This is a genomic window from Bacteroides ndongoniae (assembly GCF_900108345.1).
Taxonomy (GTDB): Bacteria; Bacteroidota; Bacteroidia; order Bacteroidales; family Bacteroidaceae; genus Bacteroides; species Bacteroides ndongoniae.
The window spans coordinates 585,404-603,775 of the sequence record NZ_FNVV01000014.1 but is presented as its reverse complement, the minus strand read 5'-3'; the positions used below and the strand labels follow the sequence as shown (position 1 = coordinate 603,775).

Annotated in this window: 18 protein-coding genes; 8 read left to right on the top strand and 10 right to left on the bottom strand. The window is 51.1% G+C overall.

What is annotated here, in order from left to right; genetic code table 11:
- Positions 1-99 precede the first annotated feature (99 nt).
- The 7 genes from BQ5591_RS13480 to BQ5591_RS13450 all read left to right on the top strand — a co-directional run bounded on the left by BQ5591_RS13480 (position 100) and on the right by BQ5591_RS13450 (position 8,145).
- On the top strand, positions 100-1,494 hold the full coding sequence (locus BQ5591_RS13480) for a DUF4933 domain-containing protein (RefSeq protein ID WP_071150724.1): 1,395 nt from the start codon (positions 100-102) through the stop codon (positions 1,492-1,494).
- A gap of 481 nt (positions 1,495-1,975) precedes the next feature.
- Complete coding sequence (locus tag BQ5591_RS13475) at positions 1,976-4,384, top strand: ABC transporter permease (protein ID WP_071149745.1); 2,409 nt, start codon at positions 1,976-1,978, stop codon at positions 4,382-4,384.
- Between the two features lie 79 nt (positions 4,385-4,463).
- Entirely contained in the window at positions 4,464-5,153 is a 690-nt protein-coding gene (locus BQ5591_RS13470; protein WP_071149744.1) for an ABC transporter ATP-binding protein, read from the top strand.
- A 108-nt stretch (positions 5,154-5,261) separates the two neighbouring features.
- The gene (locus tag BQ5591_RS13465) at positions 5,262-5,630 is read left to right on the top strand and encodes a LytTR family transcriptional regulator DNA-binding domain-containing protein (RefSeq protein ID WP_022163750.1); all 369 of its coding nucleotides are present in this window, start codon (positions 5,262-5,264) and stop codon (positions 5,628-5,630) included.
- Entirely contained in the window at positions 5,627-6,490 is an 864-nt protein-coding gene (locus BQ5591_RS13460; RefSeq protein ID WP_071149743.1) for a hypothetical protein, read from the top strand. The genes BQ5591_RS13465 and BQ5591_RS13460 overlap by 4 nt, the downstream gene beginning before the upstream one ends.
- A 186-nt stretch (positions 6,491-6,676) precedes the next feature.
- Entirely contained in the window at positions 6,677-7,333 is a 657-nt protein-coding gene (locus BQ5591_RS13455) for an MliC family protein (protein ID WP_071149742.1), read from the top strand.
- 32 nt (positions 7,334-7,365) lie between these two features.
- The gene (locus tag BQ5591_RS13450; RefSeq protein WP_083380983.1) at positions 7,366-8,145 is read left to right on the top strand and encodes a lipocalin family protein; all 780 of its coding nucleotides are present in this window, start codon (positions 7,366-7,368) and stop codon (positions 8,143-8,145) included.
- Positions 8,146-8,177: 32 nt separating this feature from the next.
- On the opposite strand, the gene BQ5591_RS13445 is transcribed toward BQ5591_RS13450, so the two are convergent.
- On the bottom strand, positions 8,178-8,864 hold the full coding sequence (locus BQ5591_RS13445; RefSeq protein ID WP_071149740.1) for a hypothetical protein: 687 nt from the start codon (positions 8,862-8,864) through the stop codon (positions 8,178-8,180).
- 152 nt (positions 8,865-9,016) lie between these two features.
- On the opposite strand from BQ5591_RS13445, the gene BQ5591_RS13440 reads away from it, so the two are divergent.
- Positions 9,017-9,400 carry a hypothetical protein gene (locus BQ5591_RS13440; protein ID WP_071149739.1) on the top strand — a complete coding sequence of 128 codons (384 nt, stop codon included), beginning with the start codon at positions 9,017-9,019 and terminating at the stop codon, positions 9,398-9,400.
- Here BQ5591_RS13440 and BQ5591_RS13435 read toward each other — a convergent pair.
- From BQ5591_RS13435 to glyA, 9 genes are all read right to left on the bottom strand, one after another.
- Positions 9,381-9,983 (bottom strand): Crp/Fnr family transcriptional regulator, encoded by a 603-nt coding sequence (locus BQ5591_RS13435; protein WP_022163744.1) that lies wholly within the window; start codon positions 9,981-9,983, stop codon positions 9,381-9,383. The two genes, BQ5591_RS13440 and BQ5591_RS13435, sit on opposite strands and share 20 nt — an antisense overlap.
- Positions 9,967-11,370, bottom strand: coding sequence for an MATE family efflux transporter (locus BQ5591_RS13430; protein ID WP_071150723.1), 1,404 nt, complete (start codon positions 11,368-11,370; stop codon positions 9,967-9,969). Before BQ5591_RS13430 ends, BQ5591_RS13435 begins: the two co-directional genes overlap by 17 nt.
- Positions 11,371-11,731: 361 nt before the next feature.
- The gene (locus BQ5591_RS13425) at positions 11,732-12,826 is read right to left on the bottom strand and encodes a TlpA disulfide reductase family protein (protein WP_022163742.1); all 1,095 of its coding nucleotides are present in this window, start codon (positions 12,824-12,826) and stop codon (positions 11,732-11,734) included.
- Between the two features lie 209 nt (positions 12,827-13,035).
- Positions 13,036-14,055 (bottom strand): magnesium/cobalt transporter CorA, encoded by a 1,020-nt coding sequence (gene corA / locus BQ5591_RS13420; protein ID WP_071150722.1) that lies wholly within the window; start codon positions 14,053-14,055, stop codon positions 13,036-13,038.
- A 66-nt stretch (positions 14,056-14,121) separates the two neighbouring features.
- Positions 14,122-14,520 (bottom strand): BamJ family beta-barrel-assembly machinery protein, encoded by a 399-nt coding sequence (locus BQ5591_RS13415; RefSeq protein WP_022163740.1) that lies wholly within the window; start codon positions 14,518-14,520, stop codon positions 14,122-14,124.
- A 244-nt stretch (positions 14,521-14,764) separates the two neighbouring features.
- Complete coding sequence (locus BQ5591_RS13410) at positions 14,765-15,331, bottom strand: sugar O-acetyltransferase (protein ID WP_071149738.1); 567 nt, start codon at positions 15,329-15,331, stop codon at positions 14,765-14,767.
- Entirely contained in the window at positions 15,328-15,696 is a 369-nt protein-coding gene (locus BQ5591_RS13405; RefSeq protein WP_071149737.1) for a hypothetical protein, read from the bottom strand. Before BQ5591_RS13405 ends, BQ5591_RS13410 begins: the two co-directional genes overlap by 4 nt.
- Positions 15,693-16,775 (bottom strand): AAA family ATPase, encoded by a 1,083-nt coding sequence (locus BQ5591_RS13400; RefSeq protein ID WP_071149736.1) that lies wholly within the window; start codon positions 16,773-16,775, stop codon positions 15,693-15,695. The genes BQ5591_RS13405 and BQ5591_RS13400 overlap by 4 nt, the downstream gene beginning before the upstream one ends.
- 182 nt (positions 16,776-16,957) lie before the next feature.
- On the bottom strand, positions 16,958-18,238 hold the full coding sequence (gene glyA, locus BQ5591_RS13395; RefSeq protein ID WP_022163303.1) for a serine hydroxymethyltransferase: 1,281 nt from the start codon (positions 18,236-18,238) through the stop codon (positions 16,958-16,960).
- Positions 18,239-18,372: the final 134 nt, after the last annotated feature.

Below are 18,372 nucleotides of genomic sequence, written 5' to 3'. Positions count from 1 at the left end.
TTTATTTTCCTTTTTGATGATAATATTCTGATGGATAGTAACTTGATGGTTTGGCACAGATGTTGTCCTGTTTTCTGTGTAAATCGAATGTATATCGTGATGAACAGACTCTCTTTACTTTTACTAACATTGTTTCTACTGGCAATAGGAACCTCGTGCCGACAACCTCGTCCGGGCATGAGCCGCGAGGAAGCGACAGCCGAACTGGAGGCGCAGGCTGCCGAACAGGCCGCCCGTCGCCAACAGGCTGCTGCTACTTTGGATACTTTTGCCGCCGACTATCGCCCACCCGCAGGCATCAAGCATCAGCCGACTGTTATCCGTGCGGGTGCCAAGGTGCTCAACGTACCCGCTGCCCTGAAGAATGTACGTCCACTGGAGCCCAACGCATTGGGCACCCTTTCTTTCCATCCCACCGGTTACGAGGGACACGGCCTCGGTGCGGAGTTGAGACCCGTGGACGACGGCTGGCTGCTGACGGACTACGAAGGCATCTGCCTGCTGGACAAAGACATGAAGCTGCGCAAAGTGCTCTTCAGGAATGATGTGGAAATCGGTGAGATGAATATGGGCAACGGTCAGACCGGATATAGCATACGCATGAACCGTACCCTTCGCCAGGTAGGCTACGACCCGTCCGTCCGTCAGCTTCGCGGCCTTTATGCAGGCAAGCCGACGCAGGAAGGACAGCACGGCTACGAATACGCCATCGCCACTTTGCCCTGGGACGTGCTGATGGAAGCCGCCGAGTCGTGGACACCCGACCAACTGCCCAGCAAGCTGCCCATCGTCAGGACGCAGGGCAACGCCTTTGCCGTCACGGAAGGCGGCTGGCTGATGACCGAGCCTTTCAGCTCGCGATTCTGTACCTTCGGGCAGAAGGGCGACACGCTGTGCCGTTTTACGGTGAACGATGCCGAGGACTACGTGCCCACCTCCACCTATCGCAGCGGTGAGGGCACCGACGTCTATCATTATGACGGGAAGCTCCGTCTGCGCATGGCTTACGACGACACCGTTTACGAGCTGGCAGATGCCTCCACGCTCAAGGCCGTCTGGCGGCTGGACTTCGGCACGCTGAAGCGCCCCACGGGCAAGTACGTGACAGAAAGCCTGAATAACAGCCTCGACGGCTATTACATAGTCAACAGCTGGATCGATACCAACAGGCACCTGCTGATACAACTGTCGTGCGGTTACGATTCGCCCAATGCCCGCAGCCAGGGGAAGGTGACGCTCTACACCTTGGTCTATGACAAGCGTACGGGCGACTTCTTCAGCCTGCCCGGACAGGCCGACAAGGAAGGCCGTTATACATACGCCAACCTGCCTTTCCGCGTAGAAGGGAAAGACATCTCCCTACTGCCTTCGCTGACGGCAGGCGACCGGGCCGCCATCCTCATCAAAGGAAAGCGGCTGAAGGAGATGTTGCCCGACCTGCCCCTGTCGAAGCAGGTAAAGGAAGATGAATTGGTCATTGTACGGATGGAGTGACGCCAACGTATGGGCTTTGCCTGTCCGATGCCCTTCCTTACCGGTACCAGGATACGGACGGAGCATGGAATCATCCCCGTTGATTGTAGGAATCATCCGTATTGATTGTAGGAATCATCCCGGATGATTGTACCCTCAGTCCGTAGGGAAGGAGGGGAACGCCTGCGGAAAAGACCGGCCGATGCACTAACCTTGCAGGGCTGCTGACAGACAGGTGCGAGAGAAATCGTATATTTGCGAGTTTTCGAGTTCTTAAGTTTTCGAGTTTTTAAGTCGGAGTCAAACGACAACTGATGCACTTACCGGCTAAAGAACTCACAAACCTAAAAGCCCAAAGCCCCAGAAACTCATAAACTCAAAAACTCATAAACTTTAAAACTAAAATGCTAACTCATAAACTCAAAAACTTATAAACTTAACAACTAAAATGCTAACTCATAAACGATTGAACTTATAAACTTAAAAACTTAAATACCGAATTATGCTAAGACATTACATCAAAGTAGCGCTTCGGCTCATCCGCCGGAGCCTGCTGTTCTCCTCCATCAACCTGATGGGGTTTGTGCTGGGTCTGACGGCTGCCTTCCTCATTTACCTGTGGGTGGTGGACGAGCTGACGCACGACGACTGCTTTCGCGACGGCAACCGCATCTATCGTGTGACGGAGCTTCGCCGCGAAGCGGGCGGAGAGGTGAAGGAGTCCCCCCGCCTGCCACGCACGCTGGCCATGGACTTCCGGCAGAAGTTCCCGCAGGTGGAGGACGCGACGGCCATCAAGTATGGCGACCGGTACTCTTACGAGGCAGAGGACGGAAAGAAGATGACGGTGACCGAAGTTTACGTGGACAGCACCTTCTTCCGTTTCTTCACCTTCCCCGTGGTGGAAGGTACCCTCCAACGCATCAACGACAACCCGAACAACGTGGTTATCTCCTCCGAACTGGCCCGCAAGTTCTTCGGTTCGGGCCCTGCCGTCGGGCAGAAGTTGATCTATTCGTTCGGCAACTCCACCAACGACGTCTATACGGTGGTGGCCGTGGTGGACATTCCCCGCAAAAGTCACATCCGCTTTGAAATGGCCATGTCGATGGATGCATATGGCAGGGGAGGCGTAAGCATCGATTGGGATACCTTCACGGAAAGCATGCACGTCTATGTCAAGATGAAGCAAGGATCGACCATGCTCCGCAGCGAGGCGCAGGCCATGAGCCGCCTGCTGGCCGACCGTGGCGAGAAGAACGTACGTCTCGGCTTCCAGCCCTTGCACGACATCTACCTGCATACCCGTTTTGCCGACCCCGACGTGGAGAAGCACGGCAACCTTTCCACCGTATATCTGTTCATCGCCTTAGCGGTGCTTGTCATCTTCATGGGGGCGTTCAACTTCACCACCCTGTCCACCGCCCGCGCCTCGCTGCGCTACAAGGAGGTGGGCGTGCGCAAGGTGACGGGAGTCAAACGCCGTGTGCTCATCGGGCAGTTCCTGTCCGAAGGAATGGTGCAGGCATGCATCGCCTTGGTGTTGGCCATGGCATTGACCGAGCTGACACTGCCCTTGTTCAATCGGGTGATGGAGACCGACCTGCGATTGGAGGCGAGTTGGAGCGTGGTGCTCTACATGCTTTTCGGCATTGTGGGTGTGGGTTGCCTGGCTGGCAGCTATCCGGCTTTCTATCTCTCGTCCGTCAATCCGTTGCTGGCCTTCAAGGGCGGGCGCAAGACGGGGCGCAAGGGCGGACTGATACGCGGATTAGTGTGCGTACAGTTTGTCATCGCCCTGGTGCTGATGCTGCTGACGGGCATCGTCTTCAAGCAGCTGCACTACATGCAGAACAAGGACATGGGGCTGGACAAGGAAAACATTGTTTGCATTTATACCAGTCTGTGGTACAACGTAGGCGACTTCAAGCAGGAGCTCCTGCGCAATCCCTACATCAAAGGCGTCTCCATGTCGTCGCCCATCGAGAACTTCGGCGAAGGCACTAATTACAAGGACGGCAGCAAGGTGGAGTGGACCGATGTGGACGGACGCACCGACTCTGTGCGCATGGTGCAGCTGTGGGCCGATGGCGACTTCGTGAAGACCTTCGGTATGCAGTTGGTGAAGGGCAAGCTGATGGATGACGACTTCAACAACTACTGGGATCAGGGTGAGACCAAGACCGCCGTCATCAACGAAACGGCCTGGCGCGCCATGAAGGTGGCCGACCCCATCGGGATGGAAATCCGTTCGGAGTGGGGAATGCCGCTGCGCATCGTGGGTGTGGTGAAGGACTTCAACTTCCAGTCCATGCGCGAGCAGATCAAGCCTGCCTACATCTGGTACAACCCCGAGGCTCTGAGCTATCTGTACATCAAGATAGCTCCCGAACGGCGGCAGCAGACCTTGGCCTTCATCAAGGAGAAGTTTGAGGAGTTTGCCAAGCGCGACGATGCCTTCATTAAGGATTTCAGCTACCAGTTCTTCTCCGACAAGCTGAACCAGAACTACGCCCGCGAGCATCAGCAGAGCCGCATGTTGTTGTTCTTCACCGTGCTGGCCATCCTCATTGCCATGATGGGTGTGTTCGGCCTGGTGGCACTCTCCACCGAACAGCGCACCAAGGAGGTAGGCATCCGCAAGGTGAACGGTGCACACTCCGACCGCATCGTGCGCATGTTCTGCCGCGAGTACCTGGTGTGGGTGGGTATTGCCTTCATTGTGGCGTGCCCTGTGGGCTACTGGCTGATGCGTAGCTGGCTCAGCGAGTTTGCTTATCAGACGCCCATCAGCTGGTGGCTCTTCCTGCTGGCCGGTCTGCTGACGGTGCTCATCACCCTGCTGACGGTCGTAGGACAGACGTGGCGCAAAGCGTCGCAGAATCCGGTGGAGTCGTTGAGATACGAGTAAATGAAGAATGAAAAATGAAGAATGAAGAATTTAAAGTATCGGTTTAATTTCTTCACTCCTTAATTCCTAAAATAACAATATGAAAACAGATAACGTAATCAAGGCCGTGGCCCTTACCAAAATATTCCGCACCGAAAGCGTGCAGACAATCGCATTGAACGAAGTGAACCTGGAGATACATTCGGGTGAGTTTGTAGCCATCATGGGCCCATCGGGCTGTGGCAAGTCCACGTTACTCAACATCATAGGCCTGCTGGATAATCCCACCTCGGGCGAACTGTGGTTCATGGGACAGGAAGTCTCTCAATGGAAGGAGAACGACCGCACCGACCTGCGCAATGGCAACCTGGGCTTCGTCTTCCAGAGCTTCAACCTGATAGACGAACTGACAGTGTTCGAGAACGTCGAGCTGCCGCTGCTCTATGCCGGCGTACCCGTCCGCGAACGGGTGGAACGGGTGAACCGTGCCCTCGACCGCATGCAGATAGCCCATCGTTCGGAGCACTATCCGCAGCAGCTCAGCGGCGGTCAGCAGCAGCGTGTGGCCATTGCCCGCGCCATCGTCACCAACCCCAAAATCATCCTGGCCGACGAGCCTACCGGTAACCTCGACTCCGCCAATGGCAACGAAGTGATGTCCCTGCTGAAGGAACTCAATGCCGACGGTGCTACGGTAGTCATGGTGACGCACTCCGAAGAGAATGCCCGTGAGGCCCGCCGCATCATCCGCATGATGGACGGGGTGATACTGACTGAAAGTTCGATGTAGGGCAATTAGCAAATATCGGGTTTATTTAAAAACTTTTGTGGGCAGAATGAATGCTGATCTGAGGAAAAGGCATAATTTTGCCCACAATTATTTTTTATTGCAGGCCGCATGGAAAGGGTCTTAGTCGTATCAAACTCGAACGAACTGGTCAGAATGAAGCCGGAGCGGATAGCTTACATCTCCTCGGACGGCAATTATGTGACGGTTGTACTCCACAACCGCACGGAGCACGTCTTTGCCTTCAACCTGCTGCGTATGCAGAAGCTGGTAGAGACGCAGCTGGGTGAAGCGGCGGCCTGTTTCATCCGCATCGGAAAGAGTCTGATCATCAATCGCAATTACATTTATAAAATCAATCTGACCAGGCAGGAGCTTGTCCTGGCGGATATGGATCTGGACGGTACTTTCAGATTGTCGGCTTCGCGGGAAGCGTTGCGGCAGCTGAAGGAACTGTTGGAAAAGGAGGCAGGATTATGACGAAACATGAAGAAGACGAAATACAGGTATTGGGCTCGCCGGCCGGTGGCAAAAGACCCGTGCGGAACAGGTGGCTTTGGGGAATCGTCGTACTGTTGTTGGTAGCCGTTGCCTGTATCGTATGCTGGTGGTGTTTACCCGACAGAAATAATCGCCCAGTTGGGGAAAAAGTTTTTCCTAACTGGGAAAAAAATATTCTCCAGTTAGACAAAAAACAGCAGCCTTTGACGGACAGTGCGACACATGCCCGGGTCAGCCTGCTGGCCGATACGGTGAACGATGTCCCGATGCAATTGTTTGTACTGGAAGGGACCGATGTCCGGCTGTGTATCGGCTTGCCCTCTGTGCAGGACACAACGTTGCTGATGGCTCTGCCTGCTGCCGATGTACGCAAGGACAATCTGGGCATTGTGGGCGATTTTGTATTGGATGGTTGCCGTTACGGCAATGGCAAGCGGAAGGAAGGCTATGGTGCCTTGCTGCAAGGGCAGCTGTTTCTGGGTGTTTCGGCCTCGGACACGGTGATGAACTACTGTGCCGAGCGTCAGGGTTCGTTTTTCAGGCAATATCCGCTGGTCATCGGTGGAAAGATCTGGCCGAACCGCCTGAAAGGAAAATCCCTGCGCAGAGCAGTGGCCCGCAAGAAGGACGATCCCCGTGTCTACGTCGTCTTGAGCCGTCAGCGTGAGTCGCTCTACGATTTCTCGGAAGCCCTGGCCGATTATGGTATGCTCGACGCCCTTTACCTGCCCGGTGGTGATGCCTATGCATTTTGCCGTACACCCCAAGAAATCTTATGGCTGGGCACTTCGCAGGAGCATGTCTATCCGAATACCAGTTATCTGGTCTTCCATAAATGATATTTCGTATGCGCAGCGCACCATTTCATACATTATTTGTTATACTTCGTAACAGACGCTGCTTGATGGCTTTCCGCCCTGCCGGTTTTTGCTTACATTTGTGTGGACCGGACAAGTGGAAGTCTGCTTTTGGCTGATACTTGTGTTATGCAATTATTTTATAAACTAACAAACAACCATTATTTTATGAAAAGACACTATTTCTTTCTGGCTGCTTCACTCCTGCTGATTTCGTGTGGCAGCAAACAGGCGAAAAACACTGATACCGAAACAGCTCCCATCGGCGGAAGCGATGCGGCCATGGGGTACACATACTCCAAGGTACTCGACAAGAAAATCCGGATTTTCGAAGACGGGATGCGTATGCTGTCTGCTATTGATCCGCAGGCTACGACGGCTGCCTTCGCGGTATTTCCGTCCGACTCATCCAAGGTCGAACTGTTCATGCCCGAAGAGACGGTCGTACTGGAAAAACGTGTCCGCCCCGACGGCACCGCAGTGTGGAATATAGAAGACGATGATACATACATGTTCGAACGGTGCGCTGACGAGTGGCTGGTGTCACGAAGAGGAAAAGTGCTGTATGCCTCTACCGGATGCGAAAACAAACGTCAGGCCGAGTTTGCAGGCAAACAGGGTGAAGCTCTTTCTGCCATTTTCTTCACTACGGCAGGGCTGGCTCAGATCCGTTACGACGGTGTCGACTACCTGCTTCGCCAATATGTGACCGCTTCGGGCTATGGATACAAAAATCCGTTTGTCGACATTCGCGGTAAGGGACAGGATATGACGCTGACTTTCTCGGCAGAGGGCAAATCCATCGCTTTCACCGAAAAGAAATAAGCATACTGTTATCTATAAAACGTAAATCAACCATGAGAAAATCAATGATGCTGGTGGTGGCTGCCGGCTTACTGGCTTCGTGCCACACAGCCACTCAGAAAAACGAGAGAGATTTTACCGGAAACTGGATTGAAGTCATGCCTGCCAATCCTCAGATTGTGCAGGGAGTGACCCTGAATGCCGATGGCACTGCATCTTCCATCGGTATGGCTACGCTGAAGTATGAATCGTGGAGCCTGTCGGGCGACCGCCTGATACTCAACGGAAAGAGCATCGGAAACGGACAAACCATTGACTTCTCGGACACGCTGGACGTCGTGAAGCTGACTCCCGACTCCATGACGCTGGGACGCTCCGGATCGTATCGCATCGACTACTACCGTACAGCCGAAGTCATTGTCGCTCCTCAGGACAAGGCTTTGCTCGATTCCCTGAAGAAAGCCGAGGGTACCGGAGAATTGCAGACGCGCATCTATCGGGGCACCCTGCCGGCTGCCTCCTGTCCCGGCATTGTGTACGACATAACCCTTTACAACTACGAGCATAGTGGCGGTGGCGTGTTCAGGGCACGGCTCACTTATCTGGAAGCCGAGAACGGACAGGACCGCACCTTCGAGTATTGCGGACGTCAGTATACCTTGCGCGGCAATGCGGTAGACAAGGATGCCACCGTCTTCCAGTTCGTTCCTTTCGACAAGGAGGAAGAGACGATGAACTTCCTTTTCCTTGGCGACAAACTGACAATGCTTGATCGCGACCTGAAGCCTATCGATTCAGAACTGAACTATACGCTACAGCTGCAACCGCAGTAATCCGTGCCATCCGTCCCTTCCCAAAAGACGCTTTATTTTTTACGTGCAGCGATGGCCAGTATCACCCCCAGCGCTACTCCCAGCAAGGCAGCGAACAGCACCCGCATTTCGCCCGGCAGCAGGAAGGTGATGGTGTGTGCAGGAAACCAGAACAGGGGAATGGTCTTCTTGAACACGAATCCCCACTGTACCCGCCAGTTCAGGTTTTGCATGATCTCACCCATCGGAATGGGGGTGAACAGACCGCGCAGCGTTCCGCCTGTAGCCAGGATGTGTGTGTCCGTTATCTTGTGGAAGGTCATGAATACAGGGGCAAAGATGCTGTTCAGGCAGACGGAGATGGCAAATGCTAGCCCAATCTTTTCCATACAGAGAGGCCCCGCCATGATGCCCGCCGGATTGTCCACTCCCAGGTAAGCGGCTGCGGCAGGCACACCTGTCGAGAACACGATAAAAGCCAGGTTGATGCCCATACCCAGCACACCCCATACTACGGCACGGGGGCATACGCCGAAGCCTTTGCGCAGGTATTTTCCTGTACTGATGCGCAGGCCCAGCAGCTCGCCCAGCGTGGAAAGAATGGCAAATTTCAGGAAGCTCATCACCATGCCGTGTGCGGCATTGAACGACTGATAGCCTGCATACAGGCCGTCGGATACAAAGAACGGCGCGAACAGAGCCGCGACAATCACGATGAAGTAGAGGTCGGTGCGTTTCATGATTATTAGGTTGTATTTGTACATTTTGTATTATGGCGGCACAATGTACTAATTTAAATGAATCCGGCAAACTTTTGTCTGGTGAAAATACGTTTATGAAAGAAAAATGTCTATCTTCGACACAGATTTATTACTTAATCAATAATAGAAGCATGAAAAAACAGGTATTCTTTTTCTTGATGGGGACAACCTTGTGCTTGTTCTCCTGCCGTCCCTCTTCCCGAACGTCGGAAGCAACGGATGTGCATGAGGAAACGACAGTTTCCGATTCCGTACAGACCTGTAAGGGGCGACTCATTATGGGCCACGAAGCCTATTCCTTTACCCCCGAAGGCGATACCTTGTCCTATTGGGTAGTCGACCGTTCGGGCGAACTGAAGAAACGTTACGAGGCAGCTTTGCCTGCCGGTTCCCAACCCTATACTCCTGTTTCAGCCGAACTGAAGGTGAAGATGATGGGGCCTTCCTCCGAAGGCTTTGCTGCCGATTACGACGGAGTGGTCGAAGTGCAGCAGATCATTCGCGTGGGCGACTGATTTCGCTTCCGGCTTTTCGTGCCAGTTCGGCACGGATACGGCTCAGCGACTGAGGAGTGATGTACAGGTACGAAGCAATGTGCTTCAGCGGTACGTGTTGCAGCAGTTCGGGCATCCGTTCCAGCAGCGACAGATACCGTTCTTTGGCCTGTGTCGCTCCTTCGTTGATCAGCCTCTCTTCAAACATCAGAAACTCCCGTTCAAACATCCGCCTGCCCAGGTTGGCAGCTGCTGCCGACGAGTGGAAGAAGGCTTCCAGTTCCTGCCGCCCGATGCGGTATAGCAGGCTGTCGCTCATGGCTTCGATCGAAGTCCCGGATGGTCTTCCGCCCATGTATCCCCGGGTCGAGAAGAGCGATTCGCCGGTGGTGGCAAACCAGATACTCACGTCTACACCATTGCGCAGGTAATAGCCGCGCCAGATGCCTTGGCCTATCAGGTAGAAAGAAGTGTTCAATTCTCCTTCGTGCACCAGTACTTCGCCCCGGCGGTAGGTCACAGGTTCCATCAGGGCCAGCAGGGCAGCTGCATCCTTGCTGTCCAGGTTGTATTTCTTGCTGAATATGTCAACGAATTTTTCCATGTCTTTTTATCTTCGGTTTCCGTAGGAGGTAATTTTCAAGTTTCTCTTTCCTCTTTCCCCGGCAGTAAATAGTCAGCACGAAGATCAGTGTCAGTGTCTCGGCGGCAGGTACGGCCAGCCAGATGCCGGGTACCCCCATCATGATGGGCATCAGCCAGAAGCATAGCAACACCAGGATGAAGCCGCGCAGCAGGGTGACAGCCATGGCCGGACGGTCTCGCTCTACACTCTGGAAATAGCCGATCGATACAATGTTGATTCCGAAGCACACAAAGCCGGCTGCAAAGAGCGGAAGTCCGTGCAGGGCAATGTCGTATGCCGCACAGCCCCGATCGACGAACAACCCCACAATTCCTTCGGTAAACAGTTCCGTGATGATGAATACCACCACACCGCAGGTCACTGCCGTCCACAGTGCCAGGCGGAAGGCCGACCGTACCCGGTCGGCCTGCGAGGCTCCGTAGTTGTAGCTCAGTATCGGCTGGGCCGACTGGGCAATGGCGTTGTACACCATGAAGATGATGGGGAAGAAATAACAGGCTATGCTGAAGGCTGCCACTCCGTCTTCGCCCAGATAGCGGATAAAGACATAGTTACCCACAAACATCATGGTAGCGATGGCCGCTTCACACAGGAAGGTCGAAAGTCCCAGCCGCATCATGTAGCCCACGTTGCGCACGGTCAGCCGCAGGCTTTTCAGACTCAGCTTGATGCGCTCCAGCCGGATCACATGCTGCCGTTGCATCAGGTAGACCAGTATCATCAGTGCTCCTACAATATATCCCAGGCTGGTAGCCAGTGCTGCTCCGAACATGCCCCACCGGAAGACGTAGATAAACAGCCAGTCGAGGAAGATGTTGATCAGTGCCGGGATGATGTTGCATGTCATGGCGTAGTTGGGCGAGCCGTCCAGTCTGACGAAAAACATGCCCGAGCTGAGCAGGGCGCTGAACACCAGGAACGGTACAAACCAGTGCATGTATTCCACAGCCAGCGGCAGCAACCGTTCGCTGCTGCCCAGCAGGCGTGCCACCTGCTCCACGTTGCACAGGATGGCCACGGCATAGGCAATAAGCAGCAGGGACGAAACGATGATGGCCTGTGTCACGTTGATGCGTGCCACCTTCGGTTTGCCGTGCGACAGGTGGATAGATGCCACCACCGATGCTCCGATGCCGAACATCAGCGCCACTCCTGTGTTGATAAGGAACAACGGGGCTGTGATGTTGACCGCTGCCAGCGCATCGCTGCCAATACCTTTGCCTACAAAAATACCATCTGTGATGATGAAGATGGCCGAAAATACCATACCCAGTACGGTAGGAATCAGCAGCTTCCTGAACAGAGTAGGAATGTGCATGCTGCCAAAGTCGATACTGTCTTTCAATGTCTGCTTGTTGTTTTCCATTTCTGATCTTCTTTTTGAGCGCGCAAAGGTATAACAAATCCTGCCACCAGAAATTATCAAATGGTAAGAAATGGGAGAGGGCTCTTTTTTGTAGAAAGTGTGTCAAATTAAGGAACCGCTTTCTTTTAGGCACGGATTACGCGGAAAAACGCAGAGATAGAAGAATAATCATCCGCGAAATTCCGTGTAATTCGTGCCTGAAAACAACAAGATGTCAGTTACTTTTAGTTTTGACACACCCTCAAAAAAGTAACGGGAAGGTTTGCCCTTTCGAAGTCGGGTGCTTCCTCCTTCTTTGACATCCCTTCCCGTTGCCGGAAAATTCTAAAATCAGATATATTTATTTAATCACCTCAGCCAGTTTTTCTTGCAATGCTTCGCCTGCCAGGCCACGGGCCAGAATCGTACCGTCCTTGTCGATGAGCACTGTGTGAGGAATGCTGCTTACGGCATACAGTTTGGCGCCTTCACAATCCCAGTATTTCAGGTCCGACATTTGCGGCCAGCTGATGTTCAGCTGTTTGATGGCGTTCTTCCAGGCTTCTCCGCTCTGATCCAACGAAACACCTACAATCTCGAAGTTCTTGTTTTTGTATTTGGCATACAGGTCTACCAGGTTCGGCATTTCGCGACGGCATGGTCCGCACCAGCTTGCCCAGAAGTCTACAAGCACTACCTTACCTTTGCCTACATAGTCCGACAGTTTCACCTTTTCGCCTTCAGGAGTCTGCATTTCGAAGTCGGTGAATTTCTGTCCAACGGCAGTTGCTTTCATCTGCTTCACGTTAGCCTTGATCTGAACGATTCTTTCGTCCTGGTCGTACATGGCAGGAATCTGCGGCATCAGCGGATCCAGCTCGTTGACGTCCATGTAGTAGTAATTCTGCTTCAGCAGGTGAATACCTACCGGATTGGTGATATTCTTGGCGATACCGTCTTTGGCCACACCTATCATTTTTTCCTGCAGACCTTCAATTTCCTTCCCTTTGGCCTCACGTTGTTCGTCGGTCAGGGTAGTGTCCGAAAGTGCGCTGTACAGTGTCTCCATCTGTTTCATCAGGCTATTTAGCTGTGTTCTGATTTCCTGATAAGCATCGTTGTTGGGCGTACCGGTAGCGGCGTCGCTGTCCTTCGTCAGCTGGATGGCGATTTTTCCGTTCTCCAGGAAGAAGTCCATAGCCATGCCGTTGTCCTCGTTGTTCTTGTACGTCAGGTAGCGGTTAACGGCTGTATCCTGCTTTCCGGTAAAGGTAAATGTTCCGTTCTTGATGACGGCCGAGTCAAGTTTAACCAGTTGGCGGCCTTCCACTCCCTGCAGGTACACCATGTCGCCGTCGTTGGCACCTTCTACAGTTCCGGTGATGGTATAACCGTTGTTTCCACTGTTACAGGCAGCCAGCAGAGTCGCTGCCAATACATAAGTCAGTTTTTTCATCATTTGCTTATTTTAATGGTTAATAGTAAATGGATAATGATTAATGATTAATGATGAATGGTTAATGGTAAATAGTCAAAGAACTGCATAAATTCTTCATCCTCCCTCCATTCTTCACTTTTAATTATTAATTTTTAATTACTAATTTTTTTCGGGCGTTAAAGGTACGTATTTAATCACAATCTCCGATGCTTTTTACAAAGATTTGCTTATTGCCACTTCCGCGACCTCAGTATCAGGAACGAAGCCAGTCCGGCAGCCAGCATGATTCCCCATGCCATGAGGTAACCGTACTTCCAGTCCAGCTCGGGCATGAATTTGAAGTTCATTCCCCATACGCCTACCAGGAAGGTAAGGGGGATGAAGATGGTAGATACGATGGTAAGCCGTTTCATGATGTAGTTCATGCGCATGTCGCTGTTCGATATATACAGGTCCATGAGCGATGACAAGGTTTCGCGGCATCCTTCAGTCAGCTGTACGGCATTCAGCAGATGGTCGTTGACGTCGTTGAAGAATGGCCGGTTCGTCTCGTTGATCAGTTCCGAGTCGGGATGCACGATACGCGAGTACTGGTCTTTCAGCGGCACGACGGTACGCTTTATTTCCATATAGCGTTTCCTGAGCAATTGCAGCTGCATGCGTATGTTGTAGCTGGTAGTGGCGGCTAGCAGTTCTGTTTCAAGATCGTCCAGCTGGTCGCCTATCTCAATGGCCTGCGAAACGTAGCTCGACACCACCTCGTTGAAGAGCACCGAAAACAGATAGTCCGACGAGCGTGTCCGTATCTTCAGCACATTGTTTTCCAGGGCCTTGGCTGCATCGTCGAAGAACCGGGCTTCTCCTTCGGTGAAGGTCAGCACCACGTTGTTGCCTTGTATCAGCCGGATGGCGATGGCTGTATCGTCATGGAAGATACGTGTCACGACAAAGTTAAAGTCACCGTTTTTCTCTATCTTGCTGGGATGGTCCACATTCAGAATATCCTGCATCATCAGGAAGTTGATGTTGAAGTAAGTACACAGGTTTCTGATGTACTCCGTGTCTTTCAGTCCGTGCACTCTTATCCATAGTTTGTCATCAGGAGCAGTCAGTGAAGCAATCTTGTCGAAGTCCTGACAGACAATCTCATCGCAGTGCTCCGCCGAATAGCAGATCAGGTGTACATGGGTATGCGTTCCGTTGTCACCGTTGTAGGTGAGCCGTTCGGACAACAGGTTATTTTTCATTCTCTGTTCCTCCTTCTTCATTCCTCATTCTTCACTTTTCATTCTTCATTCTTCATTCTTCATTTTCTATCCTATTCCCAACAACTCTATTTCGAAAATCAGTGTCGAACCTCCTGGAATACCCGGTTGCGAAAACTTTCCGTAACCCATTTCGGCAGGGATGTAGATTTCCCATTTGTCGCCCACATGCATCTGTTGCATGGCTACAATCCATCCTTCTATCAGTTCGTTCAGTCGGAAAGCGATGGGCACACCGCCACGGCTGCTGTCAAACTTCTTACCATTGATGGTCCATCCCGTATAGTGGGCCGTTACGATGCTTCTGGGAGTAGGGTGGGGACCGTCACTTTTTCCGGAAGCCAGCACCTTGTAGTAGATGCCTTTCGGCAGTGGCATCACTCCTTCTTCGGCAGCCTTTGCCGCCAGCCAGTCTTTGTTGGCTTGTATATAATCTTTCTTTGCCATATTTTAGGGTTTATTGTTTAGGGTTTAGAGTTTATTGTTTAGGGTTTAGAGTTTAGGGTTTATAGTTTAGGGTTTATGGTTTAGGGTTTATGGTTTAGAGTTTATGGTTTGTGCTGAATGGTAAATACTTCATTAACTTCGCTCAAAACCTCTTTTGATTTTTCACATAGAAGTAAATTCTTCATTCCTCATTCTTCATTCTTCATTCCTCATTCTTCATTCCTCATTCTTCATTCTTCATTCCTCATTCTTCATTCTTAATTTTCTTTATTTCCCTGCACGGATTCCCCACCACCACCGTATGAGCCGGGATATCCTTTGTCACCACACTGCCTGCTCCGATCACGGCACCGTCGCCGATGCTCACTCCCGGCAGGATGACTACATTCCCTCCGATCCACACGTTGTTGCCGATGCGGATGGGGTAAGCATACTCCAGTCCGGCATTGCGTTGTTCCACGTCCAGCGGATGACCGGCGGTATAGATGCCCACATTGGGAGCGATGAATACATTGTCGCCTATGCTGACGTCCGCTCCGTCCAGAATCACCAGGTTGGTGTTTGCAAAGAAATTCTTTCCGATGTGGATGTGGTAACCATAGTCGCAGTAGAAAGGCGAAATGATGCATCCTCCTTCGCCCATGTTCACAATACGGCGTATCAGCCGGTCCCGTTCCTCGCCACGGTCGGGCGGCAGCAGATTGTATTCGTGCAGCAGGCAACGCGTCTCCAGCATTTCCTGTTGCAGCTGCGGGTCGTTATTGGCATCGTACAGCAGCCCTTCGGCCGCTTTCTGTTTTTCGGTTTTCATAAAGCTGAGTTTGAATGCTTGTTTTCTGCACTTTGCAGAAAGTTTTTCAAAGGGGATAAATATTCTGTTTCCAGATTCCAATACTTAGGGTTGTCAAAGAAGAAATCTTTTTGCTTTTTAAAGCGTTCGGTTTCCTTTCTCGATTTTTTAAAAGATTCTATATAAGCATATATCTTAGCCTTTCTGTTGGGCGAAATGTATTTGAGGCTTCCATCTGGATTTACGTGTCCAGCAACGCATTTCTCATATCCTTCAAAACATTTGGTTTGCAGAATTTCCCACCTTTCCCGGTTTTCTCCCCAGAGAAAAACAAGGTATTTCTCTAAAAACTGTGCATCTCTCCCTTCGACAAAGATTCTGATCATCTTATTTCAATTTCTTGATTAATGACATATTGAAATTTCTCATAAGGATATTCATAGGCCTTCATTTCATCTGTTGGCAGATGCCTTAAGGAATAGCACATGATTTCATCCTGCATTTCTTTGTCATCGATTTCACTCAGTATCTTATTGAGCGCCTGGAGTGATTCGATATTGTGTGTAGTAGCAAATACCTGTACGTCGAGCATTCGGGCGGTTTTCAGGATTGCTTTCCATAGCGAAGCCAATGAAGAGAAATGCATGCCGTTATCTATTTCATCAATAAAGATAATCCCTTCTTTGCAGCCATAAAGTGAAGTGATAATCGCCAGTAATTTTCTTATCCCATCTCCTAACATGTTGATAGGAACCAATCTGTTTAGTCCGATGTCTACGCTGACTCCCGATTTCAGTACATGAATGGATTTTATTTTGGGCTCTACGTGCTGTAGTATCTCTACGATGACCGGCTCTTGTTTCGCTTCAATGATGCGTGTCAGGTTTTCGACGGCGATGCTGAATGCGAATTTCGAATTGATGTAAACTCCCGACAGTGTTTCCTTGTATTGTTTCGACGTTTCTATCCGGACGTTTCCCCCTTTTTCTTTAGGGTCAATAAGGATGGCCGAGCGGTCGCTTATCGTTTCTCCATTTGTTAGGGTATAGCTGAAGTTCATGGATAGTCCGGTAGTGATATTCGCTTCCTGATTCGAAAGGGCCTGTGTCGAAATCTGTTCTCCCGATATCACGATGCGCGCAGACTCTGAGATGATAGGAGCTATTTCCAGTGTCCTTACAGTACCGTCTTGTTTTTGTCCCTGTATCAGAATATGATTTTCCGATGCCATATTGTAGAAGTTCAGGCTGATATCTTCCTGAGCGAAAGAATCGTAATCCCTGAACTGGTTGATTCTCAAAATCAGGAGAGGATTTGAAAAGCCGGACAGCAGGAACAGTGCGTCAAGCACACTCGACTTTCCGCAGTTGTTCTTGCCTACCAGCAGATTGACCTGCTTTAAGTTAGGCAGAAAAAGATGCTTGATCCCCCTGAAATTATTAATTTCAACTTCTTTAAAAATCATATCTGCAACGTATTATCGGGCTAAAGTTACAATAATTTTGATTATAGTCTGTATTTGGACGGACAAATTTTACTTTCTGTCAAAACATAAAAAATCCGTGCAATCCGCGTCTCCGATGGCTTTCACCACAGATCACACACAGATTACACGGATTTTTATGATACGTTATAAGCCTACTTCAATCAATAAGCAAAGATCGGATAATTCTTCATCGTCTCGTTTACGCGGGCACGAACCTTGGCGATTACCTCTTCGTTGTCCACGTTCGACAATACTGTTTCGATCATTTCTGCGATTTCCAGCATCAGGTCTTCCTTGGCACCGCGTGTAGTGATGGCCGGTGTACCCAGACGGATACCCGAAGTCTGGAAGGCCGAACGGCTGTCGAACGGCACCATGTTCTTGTTCACGGTGATGTCGGCCGAAACCAGTGCCTTTTCTGCTACCTTACCGGTCAGGTCAGGATATTTCGAACGCAGGTCTACCAGCATGGAGTGGTTGTCCGTACCGCCGCTTACGATGGTAAATCCACGGTCGATCAAAGCCTGTGCCAGTACGGCGGCATTCTTCTTCACCTGTGTAGCATATTCTTTCCATTCGGGTTGCAGAATCTCACCGAAAGCTACAGCCTTGGCAGCGATGACATGCTCCAGCGGGCCTCCCTGAATACCAGGGAATACGGCTGAGTCAAGCAGCTGCGACATCATCTTGATTTCACCCTTCGGCGTTGTCTTGCCCCAAGGGTTGGGGAAGTCCTTTCCCATCAGGATGATACCTCCACGCGGACCGCGCAGGGTCTTATGAGTTGTCGAAGTCACGATGTGTGCATACTTCACCGGGTTGTCCAGCAGTCCGGCAGCAATCAGACCGGCAGGGTGAGCCATGTCGATCATCAGGATAGCGCCTACCTTGTCGGCAATTTCACGCATGCGCTTGTAGTCCCATTCACGTGAGTAAGCCGAACCACCACCGATAATCATTTTCGGTTTTTCGCGCAGAGCCACTTCTTCCATCTGGTCGTAGTCTACACGTCCGGTTTCTTTATTCAGGTTGTATTCGCAGGGATGATAGATGATTCCCGAAGTATTCACCAGCGAACCGTGTGACAGGTGACCGCCGTGTGCCAGGTTCAGACCCATGAATTTGTCTCCCGGATTCAGTACGGCCAGGAAAACGGCAGCATTGGCCTGTGCGCCTGAGTGCGGTTGTACATTGGCCCATTCTGCACCGAAGATCTTCTTGATACGGTCGATGGCAATCTGTTCGCTCTGGTCTACTACCTCGCAGCCTCCGTAGTAACGCTTACCGGGGTATCCTTCCGCATACTTGTTGGTCAGGCAGGATCCCATTGCCTGCATCACTTCGTCACTTACAAAGTTCTCTGATGCAATCAGTTCAATGCCTTTCAGCTGGCGTTGATGTTCTTTTTCGATAATGTCGAAAATCAAATCGTCTCTTTTCATTTCTTATAAGATAAATTGATAAATCCGCATTTGTTTGCTATAGGTTCGCAAAAGTAGGCAAATAAATTAAGTTTCGCAAAGCAGGACCCCGTTTTTTCGGTTGCAGAGAATATTTTTCAGATACGGACGGTACA

Bases quoted from the DNA above. Each gene is read 5' to 3' on its own strand.
- BQ5591_RS13475 (WP_071149745.1), top strand. From the start codon at position 1,976: ATGCTAAGACATTACATCAAAGTAGCGCTTCGGCTCATCCGCCGGAGC.
- BQ5591_RS13405 (WP_071149737.1), bottom strand. From the start codon at position 15,696: ATGATCAGAATCTTTGTCGAAGGGAGAGATGCACAGTTTTTAGAGAAA.
- BQ5591_RS13470 (WP_071149744.1), top strand. From the start codon at position 4,464: ATGAAAACAGATAACGTAATCAAGGCCGTGGCCCTTACCAAAATATTC.
- BQ5591_RS13415 (WP_022163740.1), bottom strand. From the start codon at position 14,520: ATGGCAAAGAAAGATTATATACAAGCCAACAAAGACTGGCTGGCGGCA.
- BQ5591_RS13455 (WP_071149742.1), top strand. From the start codon at position 6,677: ATGAAAAGACACTATTTCTTTCTGGCTGCTTCACTCCTGCTGATTTCG.
- BQ5591_RS13450 (WP_083380983.1), top strand. From the start codon at position 7,366: ATGAGAAAATCAATGATGCTGGTGGTGGCTGCCGGCTTACTGGCTTCG.
- BQ5591_RS13410 (WP_071149738.1), bottom strand. From the start codon at position 15,331: ATGAAAACCGAAAAACAGAAAGCGGCCGAAGGGCTGCTGTACGATGCC.
- BQ5591_RS13435 (WP_022163744.1), bottom strand. From the start codon at position 9,983: ATGGAAAAATTCGTTGACATATTCAGCAAGAAATACAACCTGGACAGC.
- BQ5591_RS13460 (WP_071149743.1), top strand. From the start codon at position 5,627: ATGACGAAACATGAAGAAGACGAAATACAGGTATTGGGCTCGCCGGCC.
- corA (WP_071150722.1), bottom strand. From the start codon at position 14,055: ATGAAAAATAACCTGTTGTCCGAACGGCTCACCTACAACGGTGACAAC.
- glyA (WP_022163303.1), bottom strand. From the start codon at position 18,238: ATGAAAAGAGACGATTTGATTTTCGACATTATCGAAAAAGAACATCAA.
- BQ5591_RS13480 (WP_071150724.1), top strand. From the start codon at position 100: ATGAACAGACTCTCTTTACTTTTACTAACATTGTTTCTACTGGCAATA.
- BQ5591_RS13445 (WP_071149740.1), bottom strand. From the start codon at position 8,864: ATGAAACGCACCGACCTCTACTTCATCGTGATTGTCGCGGCTCTGTTC.
- BQ5591_RS13440 (WP_071149739.1), top strand. From the start codon at position 9,017: ATGAAAAAACAGGTATTCTTTTTCTTGATGGGGACAACCTTGTGCTTG.
- BQ5591_RS13400 (WP_071149736.1), bottom strand. From the start codon at position 16,775: ATGATTTTTAAAGAAGTTGAAATTAATAATTTCAGGGGGATCAAGCAT.
- BQ5591_RS13465 (WP_022163750.1), top strand. From the start codon at position 5,262: ATGGAAAGGGTCTTAGTCGTATCAAACTCGAACGAACTGGTCAGAATG.
- BQ5591_RS13425 (WP_022163742.1), bottom strand. From the start codon at position 12,826: ATGAAAAAACTGACTTATGTATTGGCAGCGACTCTGCTGGCTGCCTGT.